Here is a 22,059-nt window from a genome sequence, read left to right on the forward strand (position 1 = left end):
TCCCCTGTGGGAGCGAGCTTGCTCCGGGCGGCGTTCCGACGATGAGGCCGTCACATTCAACGTTAATAGTGACTGTTCCACCGCTATCGCGAGCAAGCTCGCTCCCACAGGTACTGAGGCAATCTGATCCATGACCGAATGGCATCAGTCCGACGATCACTTATCGAGTCACAACCATGACAAACACTCGCAGCGACTGGGAGCAACGCTTCCAGTCCCTCTCTATCGAAGGTCGCGCATTCATTGACGGCCAGTACTGCGCAGCCGCCAGCGGCGCGACATTCGAATGCATCAGCCCCGTGGACGGTCGTTTCCTGGCGAACGTCGCCAGCACCGACGAAGCCGACGCCAATGCAGCAGTCGCCGTCGCGCGCCGCACGTTCGAATCCGGCGTCTGGGCCAACCTGGCCCCGGCCGAGCGCAAGCGCATCCTGATCCGTTTCGCCGATCTCATTCTGGCGAACCAGGAAGAACTGGCCCTGCTCGAAACCCTCGACATGGGCAAGCCGATCAGCGACTCCATGAGCATCGACATTCCGGCGACCGCCAACGCGATCCGCTGGACCGCCGAAGCCATCGACAAGATCTATGACGAAGTCGCCGCCACGCCCCAGGATCAGCTTGGCCTGGTGACCCGCGAAGCGGTCGGCGTGGTCGCGGCCATCGTGCCGTGGAACTTCCCGCTGATCATGGCCAGCTGGAAATTCGCCCCGGCCCTGGCGATGGGCAACTCGTTCATCCTCAAGCCTTCGGAAAAATCCCCGCTGACCGCGATCCGCATCGCACAGCTGGCGCTGGATGCCGGTATCCCCAAAGGCGTGTTCAACGTCCTGCCGGGCTACGGCCACACCGTGGGCAAGGCGCTGGCGTTGCACATGGATGTCGACGTGCTGGCCTTCACCGGCTCCACGGCGATTGCCAAGCAGCTGATGATCTATGCCGGGCAGAGCAACATGAAACGGGTCTGGGCCGAAGCTGGGGGCAAGAGCGCCAACGTGGTATTCGCCGATGCACCGGACCTGCGCGTCGCCGCACAAGCCGCGGCCGGTGCCATTGCTTTCAACCAGGGCGAAGTCTGCACCGCCGGTTCTCGTTTGCTGGTGGAGCGTTCGATCCGCGAGCAGTTCATTCCACTGTTGGTGGAAGCCCTGCAGGCCTGGAAGCCAGGCCACGCGCTCGATCCTGCGACCACCGTTGGTGCGGTGGTCGACCAGCGTCAACTGGACAACGTGCTGCGCTACATCGGCATCGGCAAAGAGCAGGGCGCCGAACTGATCGCCGGCGGCAGCCGCACCCTCGAAGACACCGGTGGCCAGTACGTGGAACCGACGATTTTCGACGGCGTGACCAACGCCATGACCATCGCCCAGGAAGAAATCTTCGGCCCGGTGCTGTCGGTCATCACCTTCGATACCTTCGATGAAGCCCTGGCGATTGCCAATGACAGCATCTTCGGCCTGGCCGCCGGCGTATGGACCAGCAACCTGAGCAAGGCCCACACCTTCGCCCGTGGCCTGCGTGCCGGCAGCGTCTGGGTCAACCAGTACGACGGCGGCGACATGACCGCGCCGTTCGGCGGGTTCAAGCAGTCGGGTAACGGTCGGGACAAATCGCTGCACGCGTTCGACAAGTACACCGAACTCAAGGCGACCTGGATCAAGCTCTAACACCTTTACAGCGACGGCCGCCGACACACTGTCGGCGACCTTCGGAGAAACGTATGAAACAGAACTCTTCAACACAACAGCATGTAAACAGCTACTACGCCGCCACCCGCAACTTCACCGGCGATTTCCCGGTGCTGGAAGGGGCGGTGGACTGCGACGTCTGCGTGATCGGCGCCGGCTACACCGGCCTGTCCTCGGCCCTGTTCCTCGCTGAAGCGGGTTACAGCGTGACCGTGCTCGAAGCGGCCAAGGTCGGTTTCGGCGCCAGCGGTCGCAACGGCGGCCAACTGGTCAACTCCTACAGCCGCGACGTCGATGTCATCGAAGAGCGCTACGGCGACAAGACTGCCGAAATCCTCGGCAGCATGATTTTCGAAGGCGCCGACATCATCCGTCAGCGCATACAGCACTACGACATCCAGTGCGACTACCGCCCCGGCGGCATCTTCGCGGCGATGAACAAGAAGCAACTCAAGGGCCTGGCCGAGCAGAAGAAGAGCTGGGAACGCTACGGCAACAAGAACCTGAAAATGCTCGACGCGGCCGACATCAAGCGCGAAGTCGGTTCCGATGCCTACGTCGGCGGCCTGCTGGACATGCAGGGCGGCCACATTCACCCGCTGAACCTGGCCCTCGGTGAGGCTTCGGCCATCATCGGCCTGGGCGGCAAGATCTACGAGCAATCGGCGGCGGTGGAAATCACCTACGGCGAACCGATCACTGTGCGCACTGCAAAAGGCGTGGTGAAGGCCAAGTACCTGCTGATCGCCGGTAATGCCTACCTGCCGCAGGGCCTGGACAACCGCGTGACCAGCAAGAGCATGCCGTGCGGTTCGCAGATCGTCGTCACCGAGCCGTTGTCGGAAAAGCAGGCCCGCAGCCTGATCAAGAACAACTACTGCGTCGAAGACTGCAACTACCTGCTCGACTACTACCGCCTGACCGCCGACAACCGCCTGCTGTACGGCGGTGGCGTGGTTTACGGTGCGCGCGAGCCGGACGACATCGAACAACTGATCCGCCCGAAAATCCTCAAGACCTTCCCGCAATTGAAGGACGTGAAGATCGACTACCGCTGGACCGGCAACTTCCTGCTGACCATGTCGCGCATGCCGCAATTCGGCCGTATCGAGAAAAACGCCTACTACATGCAGGGCTACAGCGGCCACGGCGTCACCTGTTCGCACCTGGCCGGCAAACTGATCTCGGAAATGATCCGTGGCGACGCCGAGCGCTTCGATGCGTTTGCCTCGCTGCCGCACATGCCAATGATCGGCGGGCGCACCTTCTCGGCCCCGTTGACCGCCCTCGGCGCCGTGTACTACTCGCTGCGCGACCGTTTTGGCATCTAAGCTTTACCTCGCCGGCGGCATCTCCCCAAAAGGTGCCGTCGGCTTTTTTAATACCAGAAACACCGCGGTCCCCTGTGGGAGCGAGCCTGCTCGCGAAGAGGCCATATCGGCCAAAAAGGATGTCGCCTGACACACCGCTTTCGCGAGCAGGCTCGCCCCCACAGATCGTTTTCTTCTGCCGTTTATCGAACCTGCTGAGCATTACGAACAAACGTGATTTAATAGCCGCCTTTCACGTTTCCGGGACCGGAAAACGGCGTGATTCGCGCCTGCACTCCACCCATCCATTATCCCTGTAGGAGCGAGCTTGCTCGCGAAGGCGTTGGTTCAGTCGACATCAATGTTGAAGGTCATATCGCAATCGCGAGCAAGCTCGCTCCTACGGGTTGGCACATAAGGCTGTCATGGACACGGGCTCACGACTCAAATTAGTACGCGAAAGCTACAAAATGTCCCAGCGCGAGCTGGCCCGGCGTAGCGGCGTCACCAATGCAACCATCTCCCTGATCGAACAGAATCGGGTCAGTCCTTCCGTCAGCTCCCTGAAGAAATTGCTGGAGGGCATCCCCATGTCCCTGGCCGATTTCTTCACCTTCGATCAGCCACCGCGCGAACACCAGTACGTCTTTCGCGCCAACGAACAGCCCGACCTCGGCCGCCACGGCCTGCGCCTGCTGCTGATCGGCGCGTCCGTGCCAAGCCGGCAGATGCGCTTGCTGCGCGAGCAATACGCACCGGGCGCCAGCTCGGGCGAAGAGCCGATCGTGCATTCCGAGGGCGAGGAGTGTGGGTTGGTGACCCGGGGTACCGTGGAATTGACCGTGGATGGCCAGGTGAGTGTGCTCAATGCCGGGGATGGCTATTACTTCCCGACGACCTTGCCGCACCGGTTTCGCAATATCGGGGCAGATGAGGCGGAAATCATCAGCGCCAACACACCGGCGAACTTCTGATAACCGCTTTGCGGGCAGGGTTCATCAGGAACCAGTCGTTAAAAACTCGCAGCTGATGCGGGTTTTTTTATCATTCGAATCTGGTGACTGCCAGGCATCTTGAATGTGCAGTGTTGGTCATTCCCGCTGCTCAAGACGTAATACTGCACCCTTTGCGGGTTATTTCGATCTGTTGGTAGTCGGCGCGCGTTTCTTTGTGCAGGGTGGCCAACAGAGACAAAGTGGCTTGCGGATCATTGAGCGGTAATGTCTTGAGTACCTCGACATCAACATCCCACCACTTGCTGTTGATCAGCGCCTCAATCAACTCGGGTGTGTGCCGATACTTGACGACTTTTGCCGGGGTGCCGGCAACAATGGCGTACGGTGGCACGTCATGGGCAACCAGGGCGCGGGTTGCGATGACAGCGCCGGTGCCAATAGTCACGCCTTCCAGGATCATCGCGCTATGGCCGATCCAGACGTCATGCCCAATCGTGATGTCCGCAACCTCCGGGTCGTAAACCAGCGCGGTGTCGGTATATTGAAAGGGATGTGAACTGAGCCAGTCCAAAGGATGCGAGCTCTTTTGTTGGCCGATAAAACAGCTGCTACTAATGGAACAAAACCTGCCAATGGAGGAGACCGCCGAAAGGAAGCAGTCACTGCGGATATAGGTATGGGCACCGATTTCCAGCTTTTTTGACTCTATGACCACATGCCCAAGCGTCACACCTTCTTCTATGGTCAGTGTCGTTCTTTTGTGCAGTGACAATACACCGCCAGCCACTTTGCATTTGTGTTTGCGAATCCATCTTTTCCAGTAACTATTTCGCAAATAACTGATTATTTTTTTCATGAAAGGCTGTCTTGGATATCCGATACAGGGCAGGGCCTGGCCCTATGAGCCAACAGTCGAGTCTAAATGAATCGGCCGGGGAGATGAATTTTTTAGATGTTTTTCAAAAACCGCTTTTGTGTCTCTCAGCCGCTGATCAGTGCAGGTGTCAGGGATGTGCGATGAGGAGGCGCAGTGAGATGCCTATAATCGACAAGCCCCATCCTCCGGCAAACGCCTGCAAGGCTTCGATCGGATGAGCGTAGACGGTTTGGTGGTTGGTGACTTGATGGAACCAACTTCGTCTATAACGTCTAAATATTCAGGGGATATTCCCCACTACGAAGGAATGAATCATGTTCAGGACTCGATCATTGATTGCAGCTGTTACCTGTTTGACTCTGGTCTGCGGCTCGGTGACGGCGCTGGCCGATCCCGGTAACGGCCAGGGTGGCGGGAAGGTCACCCATGGCAACCAGGGCCAGGGCAACCAGGGTGGTCATGGCAACAAGAACAAGAGTTCCGGCGGCGGTGGGGACTGGAGCAATGGCCCGAGCATCAACCGGAGCAGCGTGCTCGAGATCATTGGCGTGAATACCGGCTACTGGAGCCCCGGACCCGACTTGCCACCGGGTATTCAAAAGAATCTTGCCCGAGGCAAACCACTTCCACCTGGCATCGCCAAAAAGCTGGATGGCCGACTGGTCGGCAGGCTGCCCCACTATGATGGCTACGAATGGCAGCAAGTCGGCACGGACCTGATCCTGGTTGCGCTGGCCACCGGGCTTGTCTATGAAATTCTCAACGGTGCGTTTGATTAACGTGTGGAAGGTAGTCTTCCCGTTGTTTCAAGGTGCTCCAGCCGTTTGTCGTGGTACTTGAACTGTTGGAGGGATATCGCGTCATACGTCACGCGATATCAACCTCCTACGGAAGCAATCATGCTTTTTAAAAACAAGAGTCTCGTTGCTGTAATGTCATGCGCCATGATGCTTGCAGCCGCCCCGTTACTCCCTGATGGCTTGTCGATCATGGGTTCCGCATACGCGAAAGACGGCGGTGGCGGCGGTGGTGGTGGCGGAAACGGCGGCGGCGGTGGCGGCGGTGGAAACGGCGGCGGTGGTGGCGGCGGAAACGGTGGCGGAAATGGCGCAGGCCACGGCGGCGGTATGGGTGGCGGACACGCCGGCTCAGGCCACTCCGGCAGTAACGGCCGCGGCAACGGGCTGGATAGCGACCATGCCGGCAAGTCCGTGCGCGACCGTGGCCTCAGTGGGAACCACTACGGTAGTGAGCGCAATGATGATAACGGTCATGGCACCACGACCTCAGGCCTCGCCCACTCCGATACCCGTGGCGTTGCCAAGGCCAGGGCGATTTCGGCCTCTACGCCGGGTGAGCACAACACCAAAGGCTTGAGTAAAGCCGGGCTGTCGACCTCGAAAAAGTCCCATTGAGTTCGCGGTTGTAGAAATCAGTTTCTGAAAAGCCAAAAACCCGCTGAAAGGCGGGTTTTTTGCAACTGGAATTTGATCACCGGACATTGTGCAGCTCGCTTCCCACCCGGCATATCATCATTTCCGGCACCAAAGTTGGCCGCACAACGGGCATTACACGGACAGAAAACGAGCCACCCGGACACATCGCGCAGTGATTTGCGTTTGCCGGCGATTTGTCATGTTCAGCGCCATTTCAATGTAGATATTAGTCAGCCCAACGCGATTTCAATGAGGCTGCACTGTGTTCCAACGACTTGTGTGTTCGCTGTCTGTTTTGAGCCTGTCTATCTCTGCCGCCCAGGCCGCCGAGACTGTCCCCCTCAACACCCCACGCCTGAAGAGCATCGATAACTTGCGCGATGTCGCCGGTCTCACCACCGCGTATTCCACCGCCAATGACGGCACGATGCGAGGCGGGGTGTTTTACCGCTCCAACGCGCTGACGCCATCGGCGGCGGATCTGGCGACCCTCAACGGCCTGGGCATCAAGGCGGTCTACGACCTGCGCACGCCCAGCGAGATCGCCGCCACGCCCGACACGATGCCCACGGGTGCGACGTACACCAACATCGACATCATCGGCGGTTCCACGTCTGGCGCGAACATCACCAACATCGCGTTCCACAGTGCCGCCGAAGCCACTGCCATGATGCAGGACACCAACCGTGATTTCGTCCGGAACGCGGGGATGCGCAGCGAGTTCAACCAGCTGTTCAATGAGCTGGCCACGGTCGATGGCGCCGCGCTGTTTCATTGCACCGCCGGCAAGGACCGCACGGGCTGGACCGCCGCTGTGCTGCAAAGCATCGCCGGGGTCGACGATGCCACCATCATGAGCAACTACCTGGCGACCAACGACTACACCGCCGCGCGCATCAAGGCGACCATGGCGGCCTTGCCACCGAGCCTGGCGACCATCTATGGGCCGCTGATCGGTGTGGAGGCCAGTTACCTGCAAGCCGGCCTGGACCAGGTGACCGCGCAGTACGGCACAATGGATAACTACCTAAAGGAAGGCCTCGGCCTGTCCCAGGAAACCATCTACGTGCTGCGCGGCAAGATGGTGTTCTACAACAGCCTGCCTGGCGCCGCGGACCTGGCGGGCAACGCCGCGGCCGGCGCGCAGTTGTTGCAACAACTGCAGAACAGCAACCTGTCGGGCACCTACAGCGCCTATAACTACTACCTGCAGTCGGCCATCGATGCCCGCAGCCTCGGGGGCGTGGAGTCCACCGTCGGCGGTCAGGTGCATGCCGACGCTGCGAGCTACCTGCTGCGCCAGGGCGCGATGATCGAGCAGGCCGCCGCGCCGTTCACCAGCGGCATCGGCCTCAAGTCCGGGCAATATCGCCTGTGGAGCACCGCCCTGGCGGGGTATCTGGGCACCGACGGTTCGTCCCAGGCCTCCAGCAGCAACGAGCATAGCCAGGGCATGATGATTGGCCTGACCCAGCGCTTTTCCGAACAGCTCAGCGCCCATGCCGGTTTCGGCTACAGCAGCGGCAATGTCGGTGGCGCAGGTGGCGAGGCCGATACCGACCTGACCTTCTTCAGTGTCGGCGCACGCTTCGCACCGAACGGTCTGGAGCGCGGCCTGTTTGTGGATGCCGATGCCAGCGCCGGCTATCTCGATTACGAGAGCAAGCGCGAACTCGGCGGCGGTCTGGGCACGGCCAAGGGCAACAGCCATGGCAACCTCACCGGCGCGACCTTGGCGCTCGGTTACCGTGTGCCGGTGAACGGCGTGACCCTCGAGCCGAGCCTCGGCGTGCGGATCAGCCACATCAACCTGTCGGGCTTCCAGGAAAAAGGCAGCGAACTGGCCCTGGACGTCGACGGCATCCACCAGACCCGCAAGAGCGCGGTGGCCAACCTCAACGCATCCTTTGCACCTGTCGACCTCGGTGCCTGGCAAGTGGTGCCGGGCGTGCAAGTGGGCTACGAGCATGTGTTGGGCGACGATGAGGTCGACAGCGAAGGGCAACTGCTGGGCCTGGATATCGAACAGCAAGCCGCCTTCGACAACCGTGACCAGTTCAGCGGTGGCGTCAACGTCATGGCCAACCTTGGTCCGTGGAGCGTGGGGGCAGAAATCGGCGCCAGCGGTGGCGGCGACAGCCATGGCTTCAATGGTGGGCTGAAGGCCAGTTATCTGTTCTGACGGTTAGTTAAAGCAATTTGTGGGAGCGAGCCTGCTCGCGAAGAGGCCGTGTCAGTCGACGTAGATGTTGAATGTCACTACGCCTTCGCGAGCAGGCTCGCTCCCACAGTGTTTTTTTTCGTTCGCGGAATTGTGTGCGACACCGATCAAAGTGTGGGAGCGGGCTTGCTCGCGAAGACGGACTCACAGCCAACGAAGAGGGCGGCTGACATTCCGCTTTCGCGAGTGCTCCCGCTAACCCCTCAATTGATCGCCATCGGCCGCGTTCGCAGGCCCTTTCTCACGTCTGCGGGACTGATGCCGTAGGCGCTCTGGAAATACTGGCAAAACCGGCCGACATTGCTGAAGCCGTGTTGCAAGGCCACGTCTGTCACCGACGGCGATACCCCCTGGGACAGCGCGGCAAAGGCGCGCTCCAGGCGTACCTGGCGCTGATAGGCAACGATCGAAGTGCCCATGAAACGTTGAAAACCTTCCTGCAATGCACGCAGGCTGACGTTGGTCAATTGAGCCAGCTCCGTGCCGCTGGCCAGGTGCTCGGGGTGCTCCTGAATGTACTCGACGGCCAGCTTCACATGCCGTGGCGCTAACAGTGGGGAAGGGCGTTGAAGGGCTTCGGTGAAGTTGTGCGGCCAGGCTTCCAGCACCGCATCGACCAGCATTTCGCGAAGGCGCGAAGGCATCAGCGAACCTGTGTTGATCAGTAGGTCGAACTCGGTTCCGGTGGCCATGTCCACCAGCGCCTTGATGCCCTGCAAGGCTGGTACGCTCAGATCCACCACGGGCTCAAAACAGATTTTTTGCAGGATCGGCTTGCCCAGCAACATCGACAGTCGTTCGGTGATCAGCGCCCGGCTGATCGAAATCCCGTGCTGCGCATGATTGTCGACAAAGCGCGCCGAGCGGACCTCGGCCTTGTCGATCGCCAGGCCGATCCGGGCGAAACCGACCGACTCGGTGAGGTGGTTGAAAATGATCTTGCCGGCGGTGGGAATGACAAAGGTGATTTCATCAAGGGGGGCGGGAAAAGCCACCGTGAAGTCACCGCGATAGTGCATGCGACGAAAACTGACACCTTCGTGCCGGCCGTAGACCCCGCCGATGATGATGTTTTTTGGCGGCGGCGCAGAGTCGGAATAGAGGTTGCCGAACAGGTTCGAGAACAACGCGCCAAAGTCGTCGCAGCTCATGTCGTTGGACCTGATGATGATTTGCTTGCGCGTCGTGCTTGCGTACACCTGAAGTGGCACCTTGAGCGGATGGGCAAAGCCCTGGTACAGGGAACTGGGCGATCGGAGATCGAGCGGATGCGGTTCGGGAAAGCGCTTGGACGTTATCAGTGAGTAATGACAGGTTTGTTACTGGTTGTTGCCGCTGGCCCCCTTTCCGTTCACCCGACGCCACCGCTCGCACCGGACAACCGGTGGCGCGAGCGGTACTCGGGCGTGGGCCGACCTGAAACGGCCGGGGTTATTTCACTGGTTCTGTTGCCTTGATATCCCCGCAAAAGATATCGACGTTGCCATCGGTGGAAGCCGTTCGCACGACCACCGAATACTTGCCGTCCAGCAGGGTTTGCAGCTGCACAGGCGCGGTTCTGGTAAAGGACCAGCCGCGTACGGGTTGGGCTTCGGTGTTGACGGTGTCGTTCATCGCGTAGGCGACTGACCCGGGTTGCTGGCAGGTGCCGTTATTGATGAACGAGTAAAGGCGCAGGGGCAGGGTAACCCCCATTGGAGCACCGCTGATGAAGAAACTGAGCCCGGTTTTCTTGTCCCAGTCAGTCAAGGTGACGGTGCCGATCTGACCGGCGTTTTGCCGAGTGGCGACCAGGTTGACGTTCACGCCGTGGGTCGATGAAGTGGTGCAGCCGAAAAGGCTTGCCGCAACCATGAGTGCTGCCAGTGAGGTTTTGAGCTTCATTGCCAAACTCCTGAGTTGAAGAACTGCAATGGGGAGAACTAGCGGGTATAGCTCATTTATCGCGTTCATGACGTCGTCCATATAAGGCTTTCCATTTTTTAGTGGTGATGGTGGGGCGTCTGTCTCCTTCGCCAGCCATGTGGCGGCGTAGCCGTGCAAACCGGCTACATTTGTAACTGGTCGAGTCTGCGTGTATTGCCTGCTGACACACGCGCTTCGATGCCAATGAAGGTTTGCAATGGTTGCGCGTGCAGTTAAAGGATTGTGCGGTCAGTTGAGCCCACTCATCATCCGCATGGAAGATTTGCCACCGGAGTGACTGATGAATCAACAAGGCAGCCATCCGCAAGAGCGGATTCCAGGCACTCCACAGCGGGGAACCTTGCGCAGCCTGTTGATCCCGGAATGGCTCGGCAGCTATCGGCCAGACTGGCTGCGCAGCGATGTGGTCGCCGGGCTGACGGCAGCGGCCGTGGTCATTCCCAAGGCGCTGGCGTACACCACCATTGCCGGCCTGCCGGTGCAGGTCGGGCTGTACACGGTGCTGGTGCCGATGGTGATCTATGCCGTGCTCGGCACATCGCGCCCGCTTAGCGTCAGCACCACGACCACCCTGGCCATTCTTGCCGGCTCCGCGTTGGGCCAGCTCAGCCCCGATGGCGATGCGGCGACCTTGCTCGCCGGTTCCGCCACGCTGGCCCTGATGGTGGGCGCGATCCTGATTGTCGCGGGGCTGCTGCGCCTGGGTTTCGTCGCCAATTTCATTTCCGAACCGGTGCTGGTGGGTTTCAAGGCCGGCATCGGCGTGGTCATCGTGCTCGACCAGTTGCCCAAGCTGCTGGGCACTCACATCGACAAAGGCGGCTTCCTGCACAACCTGGTGGCCACGGTCCAGAGCGTCGGCCATGCCTCGCTGCCGACCGTGGCGGTCGGTGTGTTCATGGTCCTGCTGCTGGTGGGCATGAAGCGTTTTACGCCCCGGCTGCCCGCCCCCTTGATTGCAGTGGCGCTTGGCATCATCGGCATGAGCCTGTTTGGCCTGGAGCGCTTTGGTGTGTCCGCCGTCGGCGTGGTGCCGATCGGGTTGCCCACGCCGACCCTGCCGGTATGGTCGATGGTCGAGACCCTGTGGTCCTCGGCGATGGGTATCGCGCTGATGAGTTTCACCGAAACCATCGCGGCGGGGCGCGCTTTCGCCCGCAGTGACGAGCCCGCGCCACAACCGAACCGGGAGCTGCTGGCCACAGGCGTTGCCAACATCGGCGGTGCGTTTCTCGGGGCCATGGTCGCCGGAGGCGGGACCACCCAGACGGCGGTGAACCGCCTGGCCGGCGCCCGTTCGCAACTGGCCGCACTGGTCACCGCCGCACTGGCATTGGGCACGTGCCTGCTGCTGGCACCGCTCATTGGCCTGATGCCCAACGCCACGCTCGCCGCCGTGGTGATCGTGTATTCGGTGGGCCTGATCGAGCCGGCGGAATTTCGCGAGATCCTGTCGGTTCGTCGTACCGAATTTGCCTGGGCCGTGGTGGCCATGATCGGCGTGATACTGCTGGGCACGCTGCAAGGGATCGTCGTGGCGATCATCGTCTCGTTGCTGGCCCTGGCCTATCAGGTCTCGGACCCGCCCGTGCATGTCCTGGGACGCAAGCCCGGCACCAATGTCTATCGCCCGCAGGCCACCGACCACGCAGACGACGAACACTTTGACGGGCTGCTGTTGCTCAGGCCTGAAGGGCGGGTGTTCTTCGCCAATGCCGAGCGCATCGCCGACAAGATCCGGCCGCTGATTGACGTGGCGAACCCCAAGGTCGTGGTCCTGGACCTGCGCAGCGTGTTCGACCTGGAGTACACCGCGCTGAAAATGCTCACCGGGGCGGAACAGCAACTGCAGGAAAAAGGCATTTCATTGTGGCTGGTGGGCATGAGCCCGAGCGTATGGGAAATGGTCATCAAGGCACCCCTGGGCCATACGCTGGGCGAGGCGCGCATGTTCCTGAACCTGGAACTGGCGGTTGAACATTATCAGCGCAGTCGACGCTGAATGAACGCGGCCGGGGGCACTCCGGACGCTATGTGACGCATTGAAGGAGGTAACGGGCATGGCGAAGAAGAAGGCCGCAACCAAAAGCAAACCGGTTGAAAGCGGCAAGCTCAAGAACAAGGTATATCTCGAGGAGCTGGCGCAGCTGCATGTCGAGATGGTCAAGCTGCAGGAGTGGGTGCAGCACACGGGCGCCAAGGTCTGCATCATCTTCGAGGGTCGTGACGGCGCCGGCAAGGGCGGGACCATCAAGGCGCTCACCGAGCGGGTCAGTCCGCGGGTGTTCCGGGTAATGGCGCTGCCGGCGCCGACCGAGCGGGAAAAAAGCCAGATGTATGTGCAGCGTTATCTGCCGCACCTGCCAGCGGCCGGCGAAGTGGTGATCTTCGATCGCAGCTGGTACAACCGCGCCGGAGTTGAGCGGGTCATGGGCTTTTGCACCGATGAGCAGGTGCGCAATTTTCTCACCGTGGTGCCGCGCGTCGAGCAGGCACTGGTGGAATCGGGAATCATCCTGATCAAATACTGGCTTGAAGTGAGCCAGGAAGAACAGACCCGACGCCTCAAGGAGCGTATCACCGACGGGCGCAAGATCTGGAAGCTGTCGCCCATGGACCTCAAGTCTTATAACCGCTGGTACGACTACTCCCGTGCCCGGGACGACATGTTCGAGGCCACCGACACCGAATTCGCCCCGTGGCGGGTCGCCAACTCGAATGACAAGCGACGGGCGCGACTGAACATCATCAACGATGTGTTGAGCAGCATTCCCTACGAGGAAGTACCGCGGGCGAAAGTGAAACTGCCCAAGCGCCAAAGTCCCGGCAACTATCGGGATCCGAACTATCCGTTCAAGTTCATTGCGGAAAAGTTCTAGAACGATGCATTGGGCAGGAGCCGGCCCACGCCGGCTCCTGCTGCAGCATCAGGCCTTGATCACGTACCCGTACGCCCGGGTACGACCGCCTTCCTGCTTCAGGTACACCCCTTGCAACTCCGGCGTGAAACCGGGCAAGCGGTTGATGCCTTCTTCCAGGGCCAGGAAGTACTTGAGCACCGCGCCGCCCCAGATCTCTCCCGGCACCACGCACAAGACGCCCGGCGGATAAGGCAGCGCGCCCTCGGCGGCGATACGCCCGTCGGCCTGCGCCAGCGCCACCAGTTCGACGTTGCCGCGGATGTACTCGATTTGCGCTTGCTGCGGGTTCATGGCCTTTTTCGGGAAGTGTTCCTTGCGGAACATGTCCTTCTGCAACTGCTGCACGTTGTGATGGCGATACAGATCGTGCATTTCCTGGCAGAGCTGGCGAATGGTGTAGTTGCGATAGCGCTCCTGATGCTGCGCGTAGATGGCCGGCAGCACCCGGCTCATCGGCGCGTCATCGCTGATGAAGCGTTCGAAACGGGCGATTTGCGCCGCCAGGTGGGTCATCTTCGCCCAGTCTTCAGCCGGGGTGAGCAGGAACAGGATCGAGTTGAGGTCGCACTTTTCCGGGACGATGCCGTTCTCGCGCAGGAAGTTGGCCAGGATGCCGGCGTGAATGCCGAAGTCGGTGTAGCTGCCGTCCACCGGGTCGATGCCCGGCGTGGTGAACAGCAACTTGCACGGGTCGATGAAGTACTGCTTCTCGGCGTAGCCGGCAAAGGCGTGCCAGCGATCCTTGGGATGGAACTCGAAGAAGCGGATGTCGTTGGCGATTTCTTCCGTTGGATAGTCTTCCTAGGCGCGCCCTTCAATGCTGTGCGGTACGAACGGGCGGACCATGGTGCAGGCTTCGAGGATCAACTTGCGCGCTTCGATGCCGAACTTCACGCAGTCTTCCCACAGGCGCAGGCCGCTGCGGCCGGAGTGAATGCGCGCATTCACATCCAGCGAGGCGAACAGCGGGTAGAACGGGCTGGTGGAGGCCTGGGCCATGAACGCGTTGTTGAGCCGGTGATGGTTGCAATAGCGTGCCTGGCCTTTGATGTGGCGGTCCTTCTTGTGCACCTGGGAGGCCTGGGAAAAACCGGCCTGCTGCTTGTGCACCGACTGGGTGACGAAGATGCCCGGGTCGTTCTCATTGAGATCCAGCAACAGCGGCGAGCAGTCCTTCATCATCGGGATGAACTGCTCGTAGCCGACCCACGCCGAGTCGAACAGGATGTAGTCACACAGCTTGCCAATGCGGTCGACCACTTGCCGGGCGTTGTAGATGGTGCCGTCATAGGTGCCCAGTTGAATGATCGCCAGGCGGAACGGCCGCGGCAACTGCGCCTTGTCCGGGGCGACCTCGGCGATCAGTTCGCGCAGGTAGTCCTCGTCGAAACAGTGGGCGTCGATGCCGCCGATGAAGCCGTAGGGGTTGCGTGCGGTTTCCAGGTACACCGGCGTGGCACCGGCCTGCAGCAACGCGCCCTGGTGATTGGATTTGTGGTTGTTGCGGTCGAACAGCACCAGGTCGCCGGGGGTCAACAGCGCGTTGGTCACCACCTTGTTCGAGGCCGAGGTGCCGTTGAGCACGAAGTAGGTCTTGTCCGCATTGAACACTTGCGCGGCGTGTTTCTGCGCCAGCAGTGCCGGGCCTTCGTGGATCAGCAGGTCGCCGAGCTTGACGTCGGCGTTGCACATGTCGGCGCGAAACAGCGTCTCGCCGAAGAAGTCGAAAAACTGCCGACCGGCCGGGTGCTTGCGAAAGAACTGGCCGCCCTGGTGACCGGGGCAGGCAAAGGTCGCGTTGGCCGCCTCGGTGTAGTGTTTGAGCGCATCGAAGAACGGCGGCAGCAGGCTTGCTTCGTAGGCCTTGGCGGCGGTCTCCAGTTGGTTGCCGTGGTATTCGACGTTGCTGGGGGACAGGTCGAAGATGCCGTTCACTTGCAGCAGCACGTCATTGAGGTGTTTGTAGACTTCCCGGGGGTGGGTGCTGGTGCCGGGGGACGCCACCAGGAAAATCGGGATATCAAAACCGGTGCGCTGAATGGTGTCGAGGGATCCGGCCAACACGTCATTGACCGACACCACGGCCACGGCGACGTCGGTGAAGTCGGTGTGACCGAGCGGGACCACCTCCCGGGCGTTCAGGAAACAGGCGGATGCGCCTTCACTGGCGGCGATTTTCAGGGCTTTCATCAGTGGCGTCTCCTGGCGGGCACTCAATTGTCCGCAGCTTTTTTAGAGATCAACTTCCGGGGGAGCCTTCCAGTTCCCCTGATCGGAAATCGTGTCACCACTGGTTATAGAGCATATTCCTGATCTGTCAGGCTTTTACCGCGACCTTGCACATCTTGACGCCCCGCGACCTGTCGGTCAGGCGTGAACCAGCGCAATCGTGAACGAGACCACGATCATGCACGCAAAAGCAAAATTGATATTCATGAAGTTTCCATTCCGAAACATGAGTGACGGCGCCATCTTGAACAGGTCACGGGAAAATAAAAAATTCGGCGTAATGATTTGAAAGATCGAAAAAAATGATACTTGGCCGGTTCGTTGTTTTTGCTCCGGGTTGCGGATACTCTCGTGTAACGCGCAGTTTCACGCAAAAACGAGCAAAAACATGCACGACAACCATTCCGCTGCCGAACTTCCATCAGTACGCCGGCAAAAAATCCTGTTGATCCTCGAACGTGACGGCAAGGTCATGGCCTCGGAGTTGAGCCTGCATTTCGCGGTGTCCGAAGACACCATCCGCCGGGATCTGGCGGAGCTGGCCAGTGCCGGCCTGGTGCAGCGGGTGCACGGCGGGGCGTTGCCGCGGCCCAAAGACACCGGCAAGGACTATTTCACCCGGATCAGTGAAACCGATGAAGTGAAAACCCATCTGGCGCAACTGGCCGCGCAACGGGTGCTGGACGGTCAGATCGTGGTGTTCGATTCCGGCACCACCACCTTGCAGATCGCGCGTTCGCTGCCGGTGGAGATCGCCATTACCGCGATCACCGCGTCGCCGATGACGGCCATTACCTTGTCCGAATACAAAGGCATCAAGGTGATTCTGGCGGGCGGCCAGCTCAACCCGGCGACGATGTCGGCCAGCGGCCACGAAACCCTGCGGCTGCTGGCGGGCATCAAGGCCGATCTGCTGTTTACCGGGGTCTGCGCGATTCACCCGCAGGTGGGCTTGAGCTCACTGCATTTCGATGAAGTGCCGGTGAAACAGGCGATGCTCGACTGTGCTTCCCATGTGATTGCCGTCACCACGGCGGACAAACTCGGCGCGGTGGAACCCTTTGTCGTCGCGCCTTGCAACCGCGTGCACACGCTGATCACCGAACGGCATGTGGCGTCAGGCAATGTCGAGGACTACCGGGCGCTGGGGATCGAGGTGGTGCAGGCTTGAGTGGCTCTTTGTGGGAGCGAGCCTGCTCGCGATGGCGGAGTGTCAGGCGACAGCGATGTTGAATGTGATGGCCTCATCGCGAGCAAGCTCGCTCCCACAATGATTTGGGTAGTTCGCAGATTCTGCGTACAGCCGCTGAACCTGTGGGAGCGGCGGTGCGGCGATCCGTCTTGCCCGCGATGGCGGAGTGTCAGGCGACAGCGATGTTGAATGTGATGGCCTCATCGCGAGCAAGCTCGCTCCCACAGTTGGCGTGGTGGGTTCGTCAGTACAATGCAAACAAAAAGCCCCCCATCGGTCTCCCGATGGGGGGCTTTTGTGTGTCTGGCGTCAGGTCAAACCTTGACGATCCAGCCCGCTGGCGCTTCGATGTCGCCGGTTTGCACGCCGGTCAGCTCTTTGTAGAGCTTCTGGGTGACCGGTCCGACTTCGGTTTCGCTGTGGAACACGTGCAGGTGGTCGTTGTAGTCGATGCCGCCGATCGGCGTGATCACCGCCGCAGTACCGCAAGCACCGGCTTCCTTGAAGTCGGAGAGCTTGTCGATGAACACGTCGCCTTCGATCACTTCCAGGCCCAGACGGGTCTTGGCCAGCTCGATCAGCGACAGACGGGTGATGCCCGGCAGTACCGATGGCGAGTTCGGGGTCACGAACTTGTTGTCGTGGGTGATCCCGAAGAAGTTGGCCGAACCGACTTCCTCGATCTTGGTGTGGGTCATCGGATCCAGGTAGATGGCGTCGGCGAAGTGGGCTTTCTTGGCCTTGGAGCCCGGCATCAAGCTGGCGGCGTAGTTGCCACCGACCTTGGCGGCACCGGTGCCTTGTGGCGCGGCGCGGTCGTAGCTGGAAATCTGGAAGTTGTGCGGGGTCAGGCCGCCCTTGAAGTAGGCGCCGACCGGAATGCAGAAGATCGAGAAGATGAACTCGGGGGCGGTACGCACGCCGATGTTGTCACCCACGCCGATCACGAACGGACGCAGGTACAGCGCGCCGCCGGTGCCGTACGGCGGAATGAAACGCTCGTTGGCACGGACCACTGCCTTGCAGGCTTCGATGAACTGCTCGGTTTCCACCTGCGGCATCAGCAGGCGGGCGCAGCTGCGCTGCATGCGCAGGGCGTTCTGGTCCGGGCGGAACAGGTTGATCGAGCCGTCCTTGCAACGATAGGCCTTCATGCCTTCGAAGCATTGCTGGCCATAGTGAAGGGCAGTGGAGCCTTCGCTGATGTGCAGCACGTTATCTTCGGTCAGGGTGCCTTTGTCCCACTCGCCATTGCGAAAGTACGACAGATAGCGCTTGTCGGTCTTGATGTAGTCAAAACCCAGCTTGTCCCAATTAATGCTTTCGTTACCCATGACACCCTCTATCACTGAACAACCGCCGAAACGGTTCAAGGCTTCTGACGTTTTTTGGATGGGGACAACAATACTTCATTCTTGGGCTAAATCGCAGCCCAGACTATCGGGTGATCGGCAGAAATTGCGTCGCTCTTGAGAAATCGCGAGCAGGCTCGCTCCTACAATGGTTCTGTGGTGTTCACAAAACCTGTGGGAGCGAGCTTGCTCGCGATGGGGCCATCACAGCCGCCATCAATCGCCCTGAATCACATATGCAACGCATGCCCCAACGCCCGCAACGCTGCTTCCTGCACCGCCTCACCCAGTGTCGGGTGCGCATGGATCGTGCCGCCGATGTCTTCCAGCCGCGCGCCCATTTCCAGGCTTTGCGCGAACGCCGTGGACAACTCCGACACCCCTACGCCCACCGCCTGCCAGCCGACAATCACATGATTGTCCCGACGGGCGACCACCCGCACGAAGCCGCTTTTCGACTCCAGGGTCATCGCCCGGCCATTGGCGGCGAACGGGAAGCTCGACACGATGCAGTCCAGACCTGCGGCGTTGGCCTCGTCCGGGGTCTTGCCGACCACCACCAGTTCCGGGTCGGTGAAGCACACGGCGGCGATGGCGGTCGGGTTGAACTCGCGGGATTTACCGCTGATCAGCTCGGCGACCATCTCGCCCTGGGCCATGGCCCGGTGCGCGAGCATCGGTTCGCCGCTCAGGTCACCGATGGCATACACGTTGCGCATGCTGGTCTGGCAGCGGTGGTCGATCTTGATCGACGAACCGTTCATGTCCAGGTTCAGCGCTTCGAGGTTCCAGCCCTGGGTGTTCGGCTTGCGACCGACGGCCACCAGTACCTGATCGGTTTCCAGGTTCAGGGTCGCGCCGTTCGGGGCCAGTACTTGCAAGGTATTTTCTTTTGAATCAAAGCCTTGCACGCTGTGTTTCAAGTAAAGCTTCACGCCGAGTTTTCTCAGTTCGTCGTGCACAGGCTGGGTCAGTTCGGCGTCGTAGGCCGGCAGGATGCGTTCCTGCGCTTCCACCACGCTGACCTCGGCGCCGAGCTTTCGATAGGCAATGCCCAGCTCCAGACCGATGTAGCCACCGCCAACCACGATCAAGCGCTTGGGCACGGATGTCGGCGCCAGGGCTTCGGTGGACGAGATGATCGGCCCGCCAATCGGCAACATCGGCAGGTTCACGCTTTTCGAACCGGTGGCCAGCACCAGGTGCTCGCACTGGATGCGCGTGTCGCCGACATCCACGGTTTTTCCGTCAACCACTTTGGCCCAGCCTTGAACGACCTGGACCTTGTTCTTTTTCAGCAACGCGGCAACGCCGGTGGTCAGGCGATCGACGATGCCGTCCTTCCACTCAACGCTCTTGGTGATGTCGAGGGTCGGCGCCGAAACGCTGATGCCCAGGGCCGAAAGCTGATGGTGGTGCTGCGTCTGATGAAACTGCTCGGCGACGTGAATCAGTGCCTTGGACGGAATGCAGCCAATGTTCAGGCAGGTGCCGCCCAGGGATTGGCCTTCCACCAGGATGGTCGGGATGCCCAGCTGGCCGGCACGGATCGCCGTGACATAACCGCCAGGGCCGCCGCCGATGATCAGCAGCTTGGTGTTCAAAGTTTGCATTCGTTACTCCACAAACAGGGTAGCGGGTTGTTCGAGCAAGCCACGAATGGCCTGGATGAATAGCGCCGCGTCCATGCCGTCGACCACGCGGTGATCGAAGGAGCTGGAGAGGTTCATCATCTTGCGGATCACGATCTGGCCTTTGATCACCATTGGCCGTTCGACGATCTTGTTGACGCCGACGATTGCCACTTCCGGCAGGTTCAGCACCGGCGTGCTGACGATGCCGCCCAAGGCGCCGAGGCTGGTCAGGGTGATGCTCGAGCCGGACAACTCGTCGCGGCTGGCCTTGCCATTGCGTGCGGCAGTGGCCAAACGGGAGATTTCGGCCGCGTTGTCCCACAGGCTGCGGGCTTCGGCGTGACGCACCACCGGCACCATCAAACCGATGTCGGCCTGGGTGGCGATACCGACATGCACCGCGCCAAGGCGGGTGATGAGCTGGGCTTCGTCGTCGTAGCGGGCGTTCATCTGCGGGAAGTCGCGCAGGGCGACGACCATGGCGCGGACCAGGAACGGCAGCAAAGTCAGCTTGCCGCGGGTCGCGCCGTGTTTTTCATTGAGGTGCGCGCGCAGCTCTTCCACGGCGGTGACGTCGATTTCTTCGACATAACTGAAGTGGGCGGCACGCTGGGTGGCGTCCTGCATGCGCTGGGCGATCTTGCGGCGCATGCCGATCACCGGGATCTGCTGTTCATCGGTACGTTGGGCGTAAGCAGCCGCCACCGGTGCCGAAGCGTTCGATTGACCCTGGGCCAGGTAGGCGTCGAGGTCTTCATGCAGCACGCGACCGGCCGGGCCGCTGCCACGCACCAGGCGCAATTGAATGCCCAGGTCCAGCGCATGTTTGCGCACGGCCGGGGAGGCCAGTGGGCGTTCATCGGCTGCGCGAGCCACCATCGGGCCCTGGCATACGGCAGCTTTCGGCGCCGGGGCAGCGACCGGTTTGCTTTCCACCACGGCTTCAACTTTAGGTGCGGCCACAGGCGCTTCTTTAACAGGTGCCGGTTGCGCCGACTCCTTAACGTTGCCCGCGCCTTCGACTTCAATGCTGATCAGCACACTGCCAACCGCCATGACTTCGCCCGGCTGGCCACCCAGGGCAATGACCTTGCCATGCACCGGCGACGGGATATCGACCATCGCCTTGTCGGTCATGACATCGGCCAGTACCTGATCTTCGACGACCATGTCGCCGACCTTGACGTGCCATACCGACAATTCAACTTCTGCAATGCCTTCACCAATGTCCGGCATTTTAATGACGTGCGTGCCCATTCAGACCTCCATGACCCGTTTCAACGCCGCGCCCACTCGGGACGGGCCTGGGAAATACGCCCACTCTTGCGCGTGCGGGTAAGGGGTGTCCCAACCTGTGACGCGTTCGATCGGCGCTTCCAGGTGGTGGAAGCAATGCTCTTGCACCAGTGACACCAGTTCGGCACCGAAACCGCAGGTACGTGTGGCTTCGTGCACCACCACGCAACGGCCGGTCTTTTTCACCGACTTGACGATGGTTTCCAGGTCCAGCGGCCACAGGCTGCGCAGGTCGATGACTTCGGCGTCGACGCCGCTTTCTTCAGCAGCGACTTGCGACACGTACACGGTGGTGCCGTAGGTCAGCACGGTGACGTCCTTGCCCGGACGGGTGATCGCAGCGACATCCAGCGGCACGGTGTAGTACCCGTCCGGCACTTGCGCGGCGGGGTGCTTCGACCACGGGGTTACCGGGCGGTCGTGGTGGCCGTCGAACGGGCCGTTGTACAGGCGTTTTGGCTCGAGGAAGATTACCGGGTCATCGTTTTCGATGGAAGCGATCAGCAAGCCCTTGGCGTCGTACGGGTTGGACGGCATCACCGTGCGCAAACCGCAGACCTGGGTGAACATCGCCTCGATGCTCTGGCTGTGGGTCTGGCCGCCGTAGATGCCGCCGCCGCAAGGCATGCGCAGGGTCATCGGCGCGGTGAACTCGCCAGCCGAGCGATAACGCAGGCGGGCGGCTTCGGAAATGATCTGGTCCGAGGCCGGGTACACGTAGTCGGCGAACTGGATCTCGGCCACCGGACGCAGACCGTAGGCACCCATGCCCACGGCGACACCGACGATGCCGCTTTCGGAGATCGGCGCGTCGAACACCCGGGAGGTGCCGTACTTGTTCTGCAGGCCTTCGGTGCAGCGGAACACGCCACCGAAATAGCCCACGTCCTGGCCGAAGACCACGACGTTGTCATCACGCTCAAGCATCACATCCATGGCCGAGCGCAGGGCCTGGATCATGGTCATGGTGGTCGTGGTCATGGCGGTTTCCAGCTCGATATTGTTGTTGTGATCGTTCATG

Annotated in this window: 16 protein-coding genes and 1 pseudogene; 9 read left to right on the forward strand and 8 right to left on the reverse strand. The window is 60.9% G+C overall.

Annotated features, from left to right (window positions below; all coding sequences use genetic code 11):
- The first annotated feature begins 176 nt into the window (after window positions 1–176).
- The 3 genes from AC3IT9_RS12530 (at window position 177) to AC3IT9_RS12540 (ending at window position 3,972) form a co-directional block, all read left to right on the forward strand.
- Window positions 177–1,667, forward strand: a complete 1,491-nt coding sequence (locus tag AC3IT9_RS12530; protein WP_489273257.1) for an aldehyde dehydrogenase — start codon at window positions 177–179, stop codon at window positions 1,665–1,667.
- A gap of 53 nt (window positions 1,668–1,720) precedes the next feature.
- The gene (locus AC3IT9_RS12535; protein WP_150752829.1) at window positions 1,721–3,019 is read left to right on the forward strand and encodes an NAD(P)/FAD-dependent oxidoreductase; all 1,299 of its coding nucleotides are present in this window, start codon (window positions 1,721–1,723) and stop codon (window positions 3,017–3,019) included.
- Window positions 3,020–3,423: 404 nt separating this feature from the next.
- Complete coding sequence (locus AC3IT9_RS12540) at window positions 3,424–3,972, forward strand: cupin domain-containing protein (RefSeq protein WP_046042404.1); 549 nt, start codon at window positions 3,424–3,426, stop codon at window positions 3,970–3,972.
- A 130-nt stretch (window positions 3,973–4,102) separates the two neighbouring features.
- Here the strand turns inward: AC3IT9_RS12540 and AC3IT9_RS12545 are convergent, their stop codons facing one another.
- Complete coding sequence (locus AC3IT9_RS12545) at window positions 4,103–4,810, reverse strand: CatB-related O-acetyltransferase (RefSeq protein WP_489273258.1); 708 nt, start codon at window positions 4,808–4,810, stop codon at window positions 4,103–4,105.
- A 335-nt stretch (window positions 4,811–5,145) separates the two neighbouring features.
- Between AC3IT9_RS12545 and AC3IT9_RS12550 the strand changes: the two genes are divergently transcribed.
- The 3 genes from AC3IT9_RS12550 (at window position 5,146) to AC3IT9_RS12560 (ending at window position 8,449) form a co-directional block, all read left to right on the forward strand.
- Complete coding sequence (locus tag AC3IT9_RS12550; RefSeq protein ID WP_150725419.1) at window positions 5,146–5,610, forward strand: anti-virulence regulator CigR family protein; 465 nt, start codon at window positions 5,146–5,148, stop codon at window positions 5,608–5,610.
- A 120-nt stretch (window positions 5,611–5,730) separates the two neighbouring features.
- Window positions 5,731–6,246: a hypothetical protein gene (locus AC3IT9_RS12555; RefSeq protein WP_489273259.1), complete on the forward strand. Its 516-nt coding sequence runs from the start codon at window positions 5,731–5,733 to the stop codon at window positions 6,244–6,246.
- Window positions 6,247–6,529: 283 nt separating this feature from the next.
- Window positions 6,530–8,449 (forward strand): tyrosine-protein phosphatase, encoded by a 1,920-nt coding sequence (locus tag AC3IT9_RS12560; protein WP_489273260.1) that lies wholly within the window; start codon window positions 6,530–6,532, stop codon window positions 8,447–8,449.
- A gap of 242 nt (window positions 8,450–8,691) precedes the next feature.
- On the opposite strand, the gene AC3IT9_RS12565 is transcribed toward AC3IT9_RS12560, so the two are convergent.
- The gene (locus tag AC3IT9_RS12565; protein WP_489273261.1) at window positions 8,692–9,639 is read right to left on the reverse strand and encodes a helix-turn-helix transcriptional regulator; all 948 of its coding nucleotides are present in this window, start codon (window positions 9,637–9,639) and stop codon (window positions 8,692–8,694) included.
- Between the two features lie 280 nt (window positions 9,640–9,919).
- Complete coding sequence (locus tag AC3IT9_RS12570; RefSeq protein ID WP_489273262.1) at window positions 9,920–10,372, reverse strand: hypothetical protein; 453 nt, start codon at window positions 10,370–10,372, stop codon at window positions 9,920–9,922.
- Window positions 10,373–10,694: 322 nt separating this feature from the next.
- Between AC3IT9_RS12570 and AC3IT9_RS12575 the strand changes: the two genes are divergently transcribed.
- Window positions 10,695–12,416, forward strand: a complete 1,722-nt coding sequence (locus AC3IT9_RS12575; RefSeq protein WP_489273263.1) for a SulP family inorganic anion transporter — start codon at window positions 10,695–10,697, stop codon at window positions 12,414–12,416.
- 58 nt (window positions 12,417–12,474) lie between these two features.
- Window positions 12,475–13,293, forward strand: a complete 819-nt coding sequence (gene ppk2 / locus AC3IT9_RS12580) for a polyphosphate kinase 2 (RefSeq protein WP_150752821.1) — start codon at window positions 12,475–12,477, stop codon at window positions 13,291–13,293.
- A gap of 48 nt (window positions 13,294–13,341) precedes the next feature.
- Here ppk2 and speF read toward each other — a convergent pair.
- Window positions 13,342–15,525, reverse strand: a pseudogene (gene speF, locus AC3IT9_RS12585) (ornithine decarboxylase SpeF).
- Window positions 15,526–15,952: 427 nt separating this feature from the next.
- On the opposite strand from speF, the gene AC3IT9_RS12590 reads away from it, so the two are divergent.
- Window positions 15,953–16,735: a DeoR/GlpR family DNA-binding transcription regulator gene (locus AC3IT9_RS12590; protein ID WP_150756137.1), complete on the forward strand. Its 783-nt coding sequence runs from the start codon at window positions 15,953–15,955 to the stop codon at window positions 16,733–16,735.
- 335 nt (window positions 16,736–17,070) lie between these two features.
- On the opposite strand, the gene AC3IT9_RS12595 is transcribed toward AC3IT9_RS12590, so the two are convergent.
- The 4 genes from AC3IT9_RS12595 to AC3IT9_RS12610 all read right to left on the reverse strand — a co-directional run bounded on the left by AC3IT9_RS12595 (window position 17,071) and on the right by AC3IT9_RS12610 (window position 22,058).
- Window positions 17,071–18,090, reverse strand: coding sequence for a branched-chain amino acid aminotransferase (locus tag AC3IT9_RS12595; protein ID WP_008052737.1), 1,020 nt, complete (start codon window positions 18,088–18,090; stop codon window positions 17,071–17,073).
- Window positions 18,091–18,338: 248 nt separating this feature from the next.
- A complete protein-coding gene (lpdA, locus tag AC3IT9_RS12600) occupies window positions 18,339–19,721 on the reverse strand; it encodes a dihydrolipoyl dehydrogenase (RefSeq protein ID WP_489273264.1) in 1,383 nt (460 codons plus the stop codon).
- 3 nt (window positions 19,722–19,724) lie between these two features.
- Entirely contained in the window at window positions 19,725–20,999 is a 1,275-nt protein-coding gene (locus tag AC3IT9_RS12605; RefSeq protein WP_489273265.1) for a dihydrolipoamide acetyltransferase family protein, read from the reverse strand.
- Window positions 21,000–22,058 (reverse strand): alpha-ketoacid dehydrogenase subunit beta, encoded by a 1,059-nt coding sequence (locus AC3IT9_RS12610; RefSeq protein ID WP_015095444.1) that lies wholly within the window; start codon window positions 22,056–22,058, stop codon window positions 21,000–21,002.
- Window position 22,059 lies beyond the last annotated feature (1 nt).

The organism is Pseudomonas sp. KH_046_1, from assembly GCF_057839025.1.

Coding starts and splice junctions, on each gene's coding strand:
- AC3IT9_RS12530 (WP_489273257.1), top strand. CDS start 177: ATGACAAACACTCGCAGCGACTGGGAGCAACGCTTCCAGTCCCTCTCT.
- AC3IT9_RS12535 (WP_150752829.1), top strand. CDS start 1,721: ATGAAACAGAACTCTTCAACACAACAGCATGTAAACAGCTACTACGCC.
- AC3IT9_RS12540 (WP_046042404.1), top strand. CDS start 3,424: ATGGACACGGGCTCACGACTCAAATTAGTACGCGAAAGCTACAAAATG.
- AC3IT9_RS12545 (WP_489273258.1), bottom strand. CDS start 4,810: ATGAAAAAAATAATCAGTTATTTGCGAAATAGTTACTGGAAAAGATGG.
- AC3IT9_RS12550 (WP_150725419.1), top strand. CDS start 5,146: ATGTTCAGGACTCGATCATTGATTGCAGCTGTTACCTGTTTGACTCTG.
- AC3IT9_RS12555 (WP_489273259.1), top strand. CDS start 5,731: ATGCTTTTTAAAAACAAGAGTCTCGTTGCTGTAATGTCATGCGCCATG.
- AC3IT9_RS12565 (WP_489273261.1), bottom strand. CDS start 9,639: ATGAGCTGCGACGACTTTGGCGCGTTGTTCTCGAACCTGTTCGGCAAC.
- AC3IT9_RS12570 (WP_489273262.1), bottom strand. CDS start 10,372: ATGAAGCTCAAAACCTCACTGGCAGCACTCATGGTTGCGGCAAGCCTT.
- AC3IT9_RS12575 (WP_489273263.1), top strand. CDS start 10,695: ATGAATCAACAAGGCAGCCATCCGCAAGAGCGGATTCCAGGCACTCCA.
- ppk2 (WP_150752821.1), top strand. CDS start 12,475: ATGGCGAAGAAGAAGGCCGCAACCAAAAGCAAACCGGTTGAAAGCGGC.
- AC3IT9_RS12590 (WP_150756137.1), top strand. CDS start 15,953: ATGCACGACAACCATTCCGCTGCCGAACTTCCATCAGTACGCCGGCAA.
- AC3IT9_RS12595 (WP_008052737.1), bottom strand. CDS start 18,090: ATGGGTAACGAAAGCATTAATTGGGACAAGCTGGGTTTTGACTACATC.
- lpdA (WP_489273264.1), bottom strand. CDS start 19,721: ATGCAAACTTTGAACACCAAGCTGCTGATCATCGGCGGCGGCCCTGGC.
- AC3IT9_RS12605 (WP_489273265.1), bottom strand. CDS start 20,999: ATGGGCACGCACGTCATTAAAATGCCGGACATTGGTGAAGGCATTGCA.
- AC3IT9_RS12610 (WP_015095444.1), bottom strand. CDS start 22,058: ATGAACGATCACAACAACAATATCGAGCTGGAAACCGCCATGACCACG.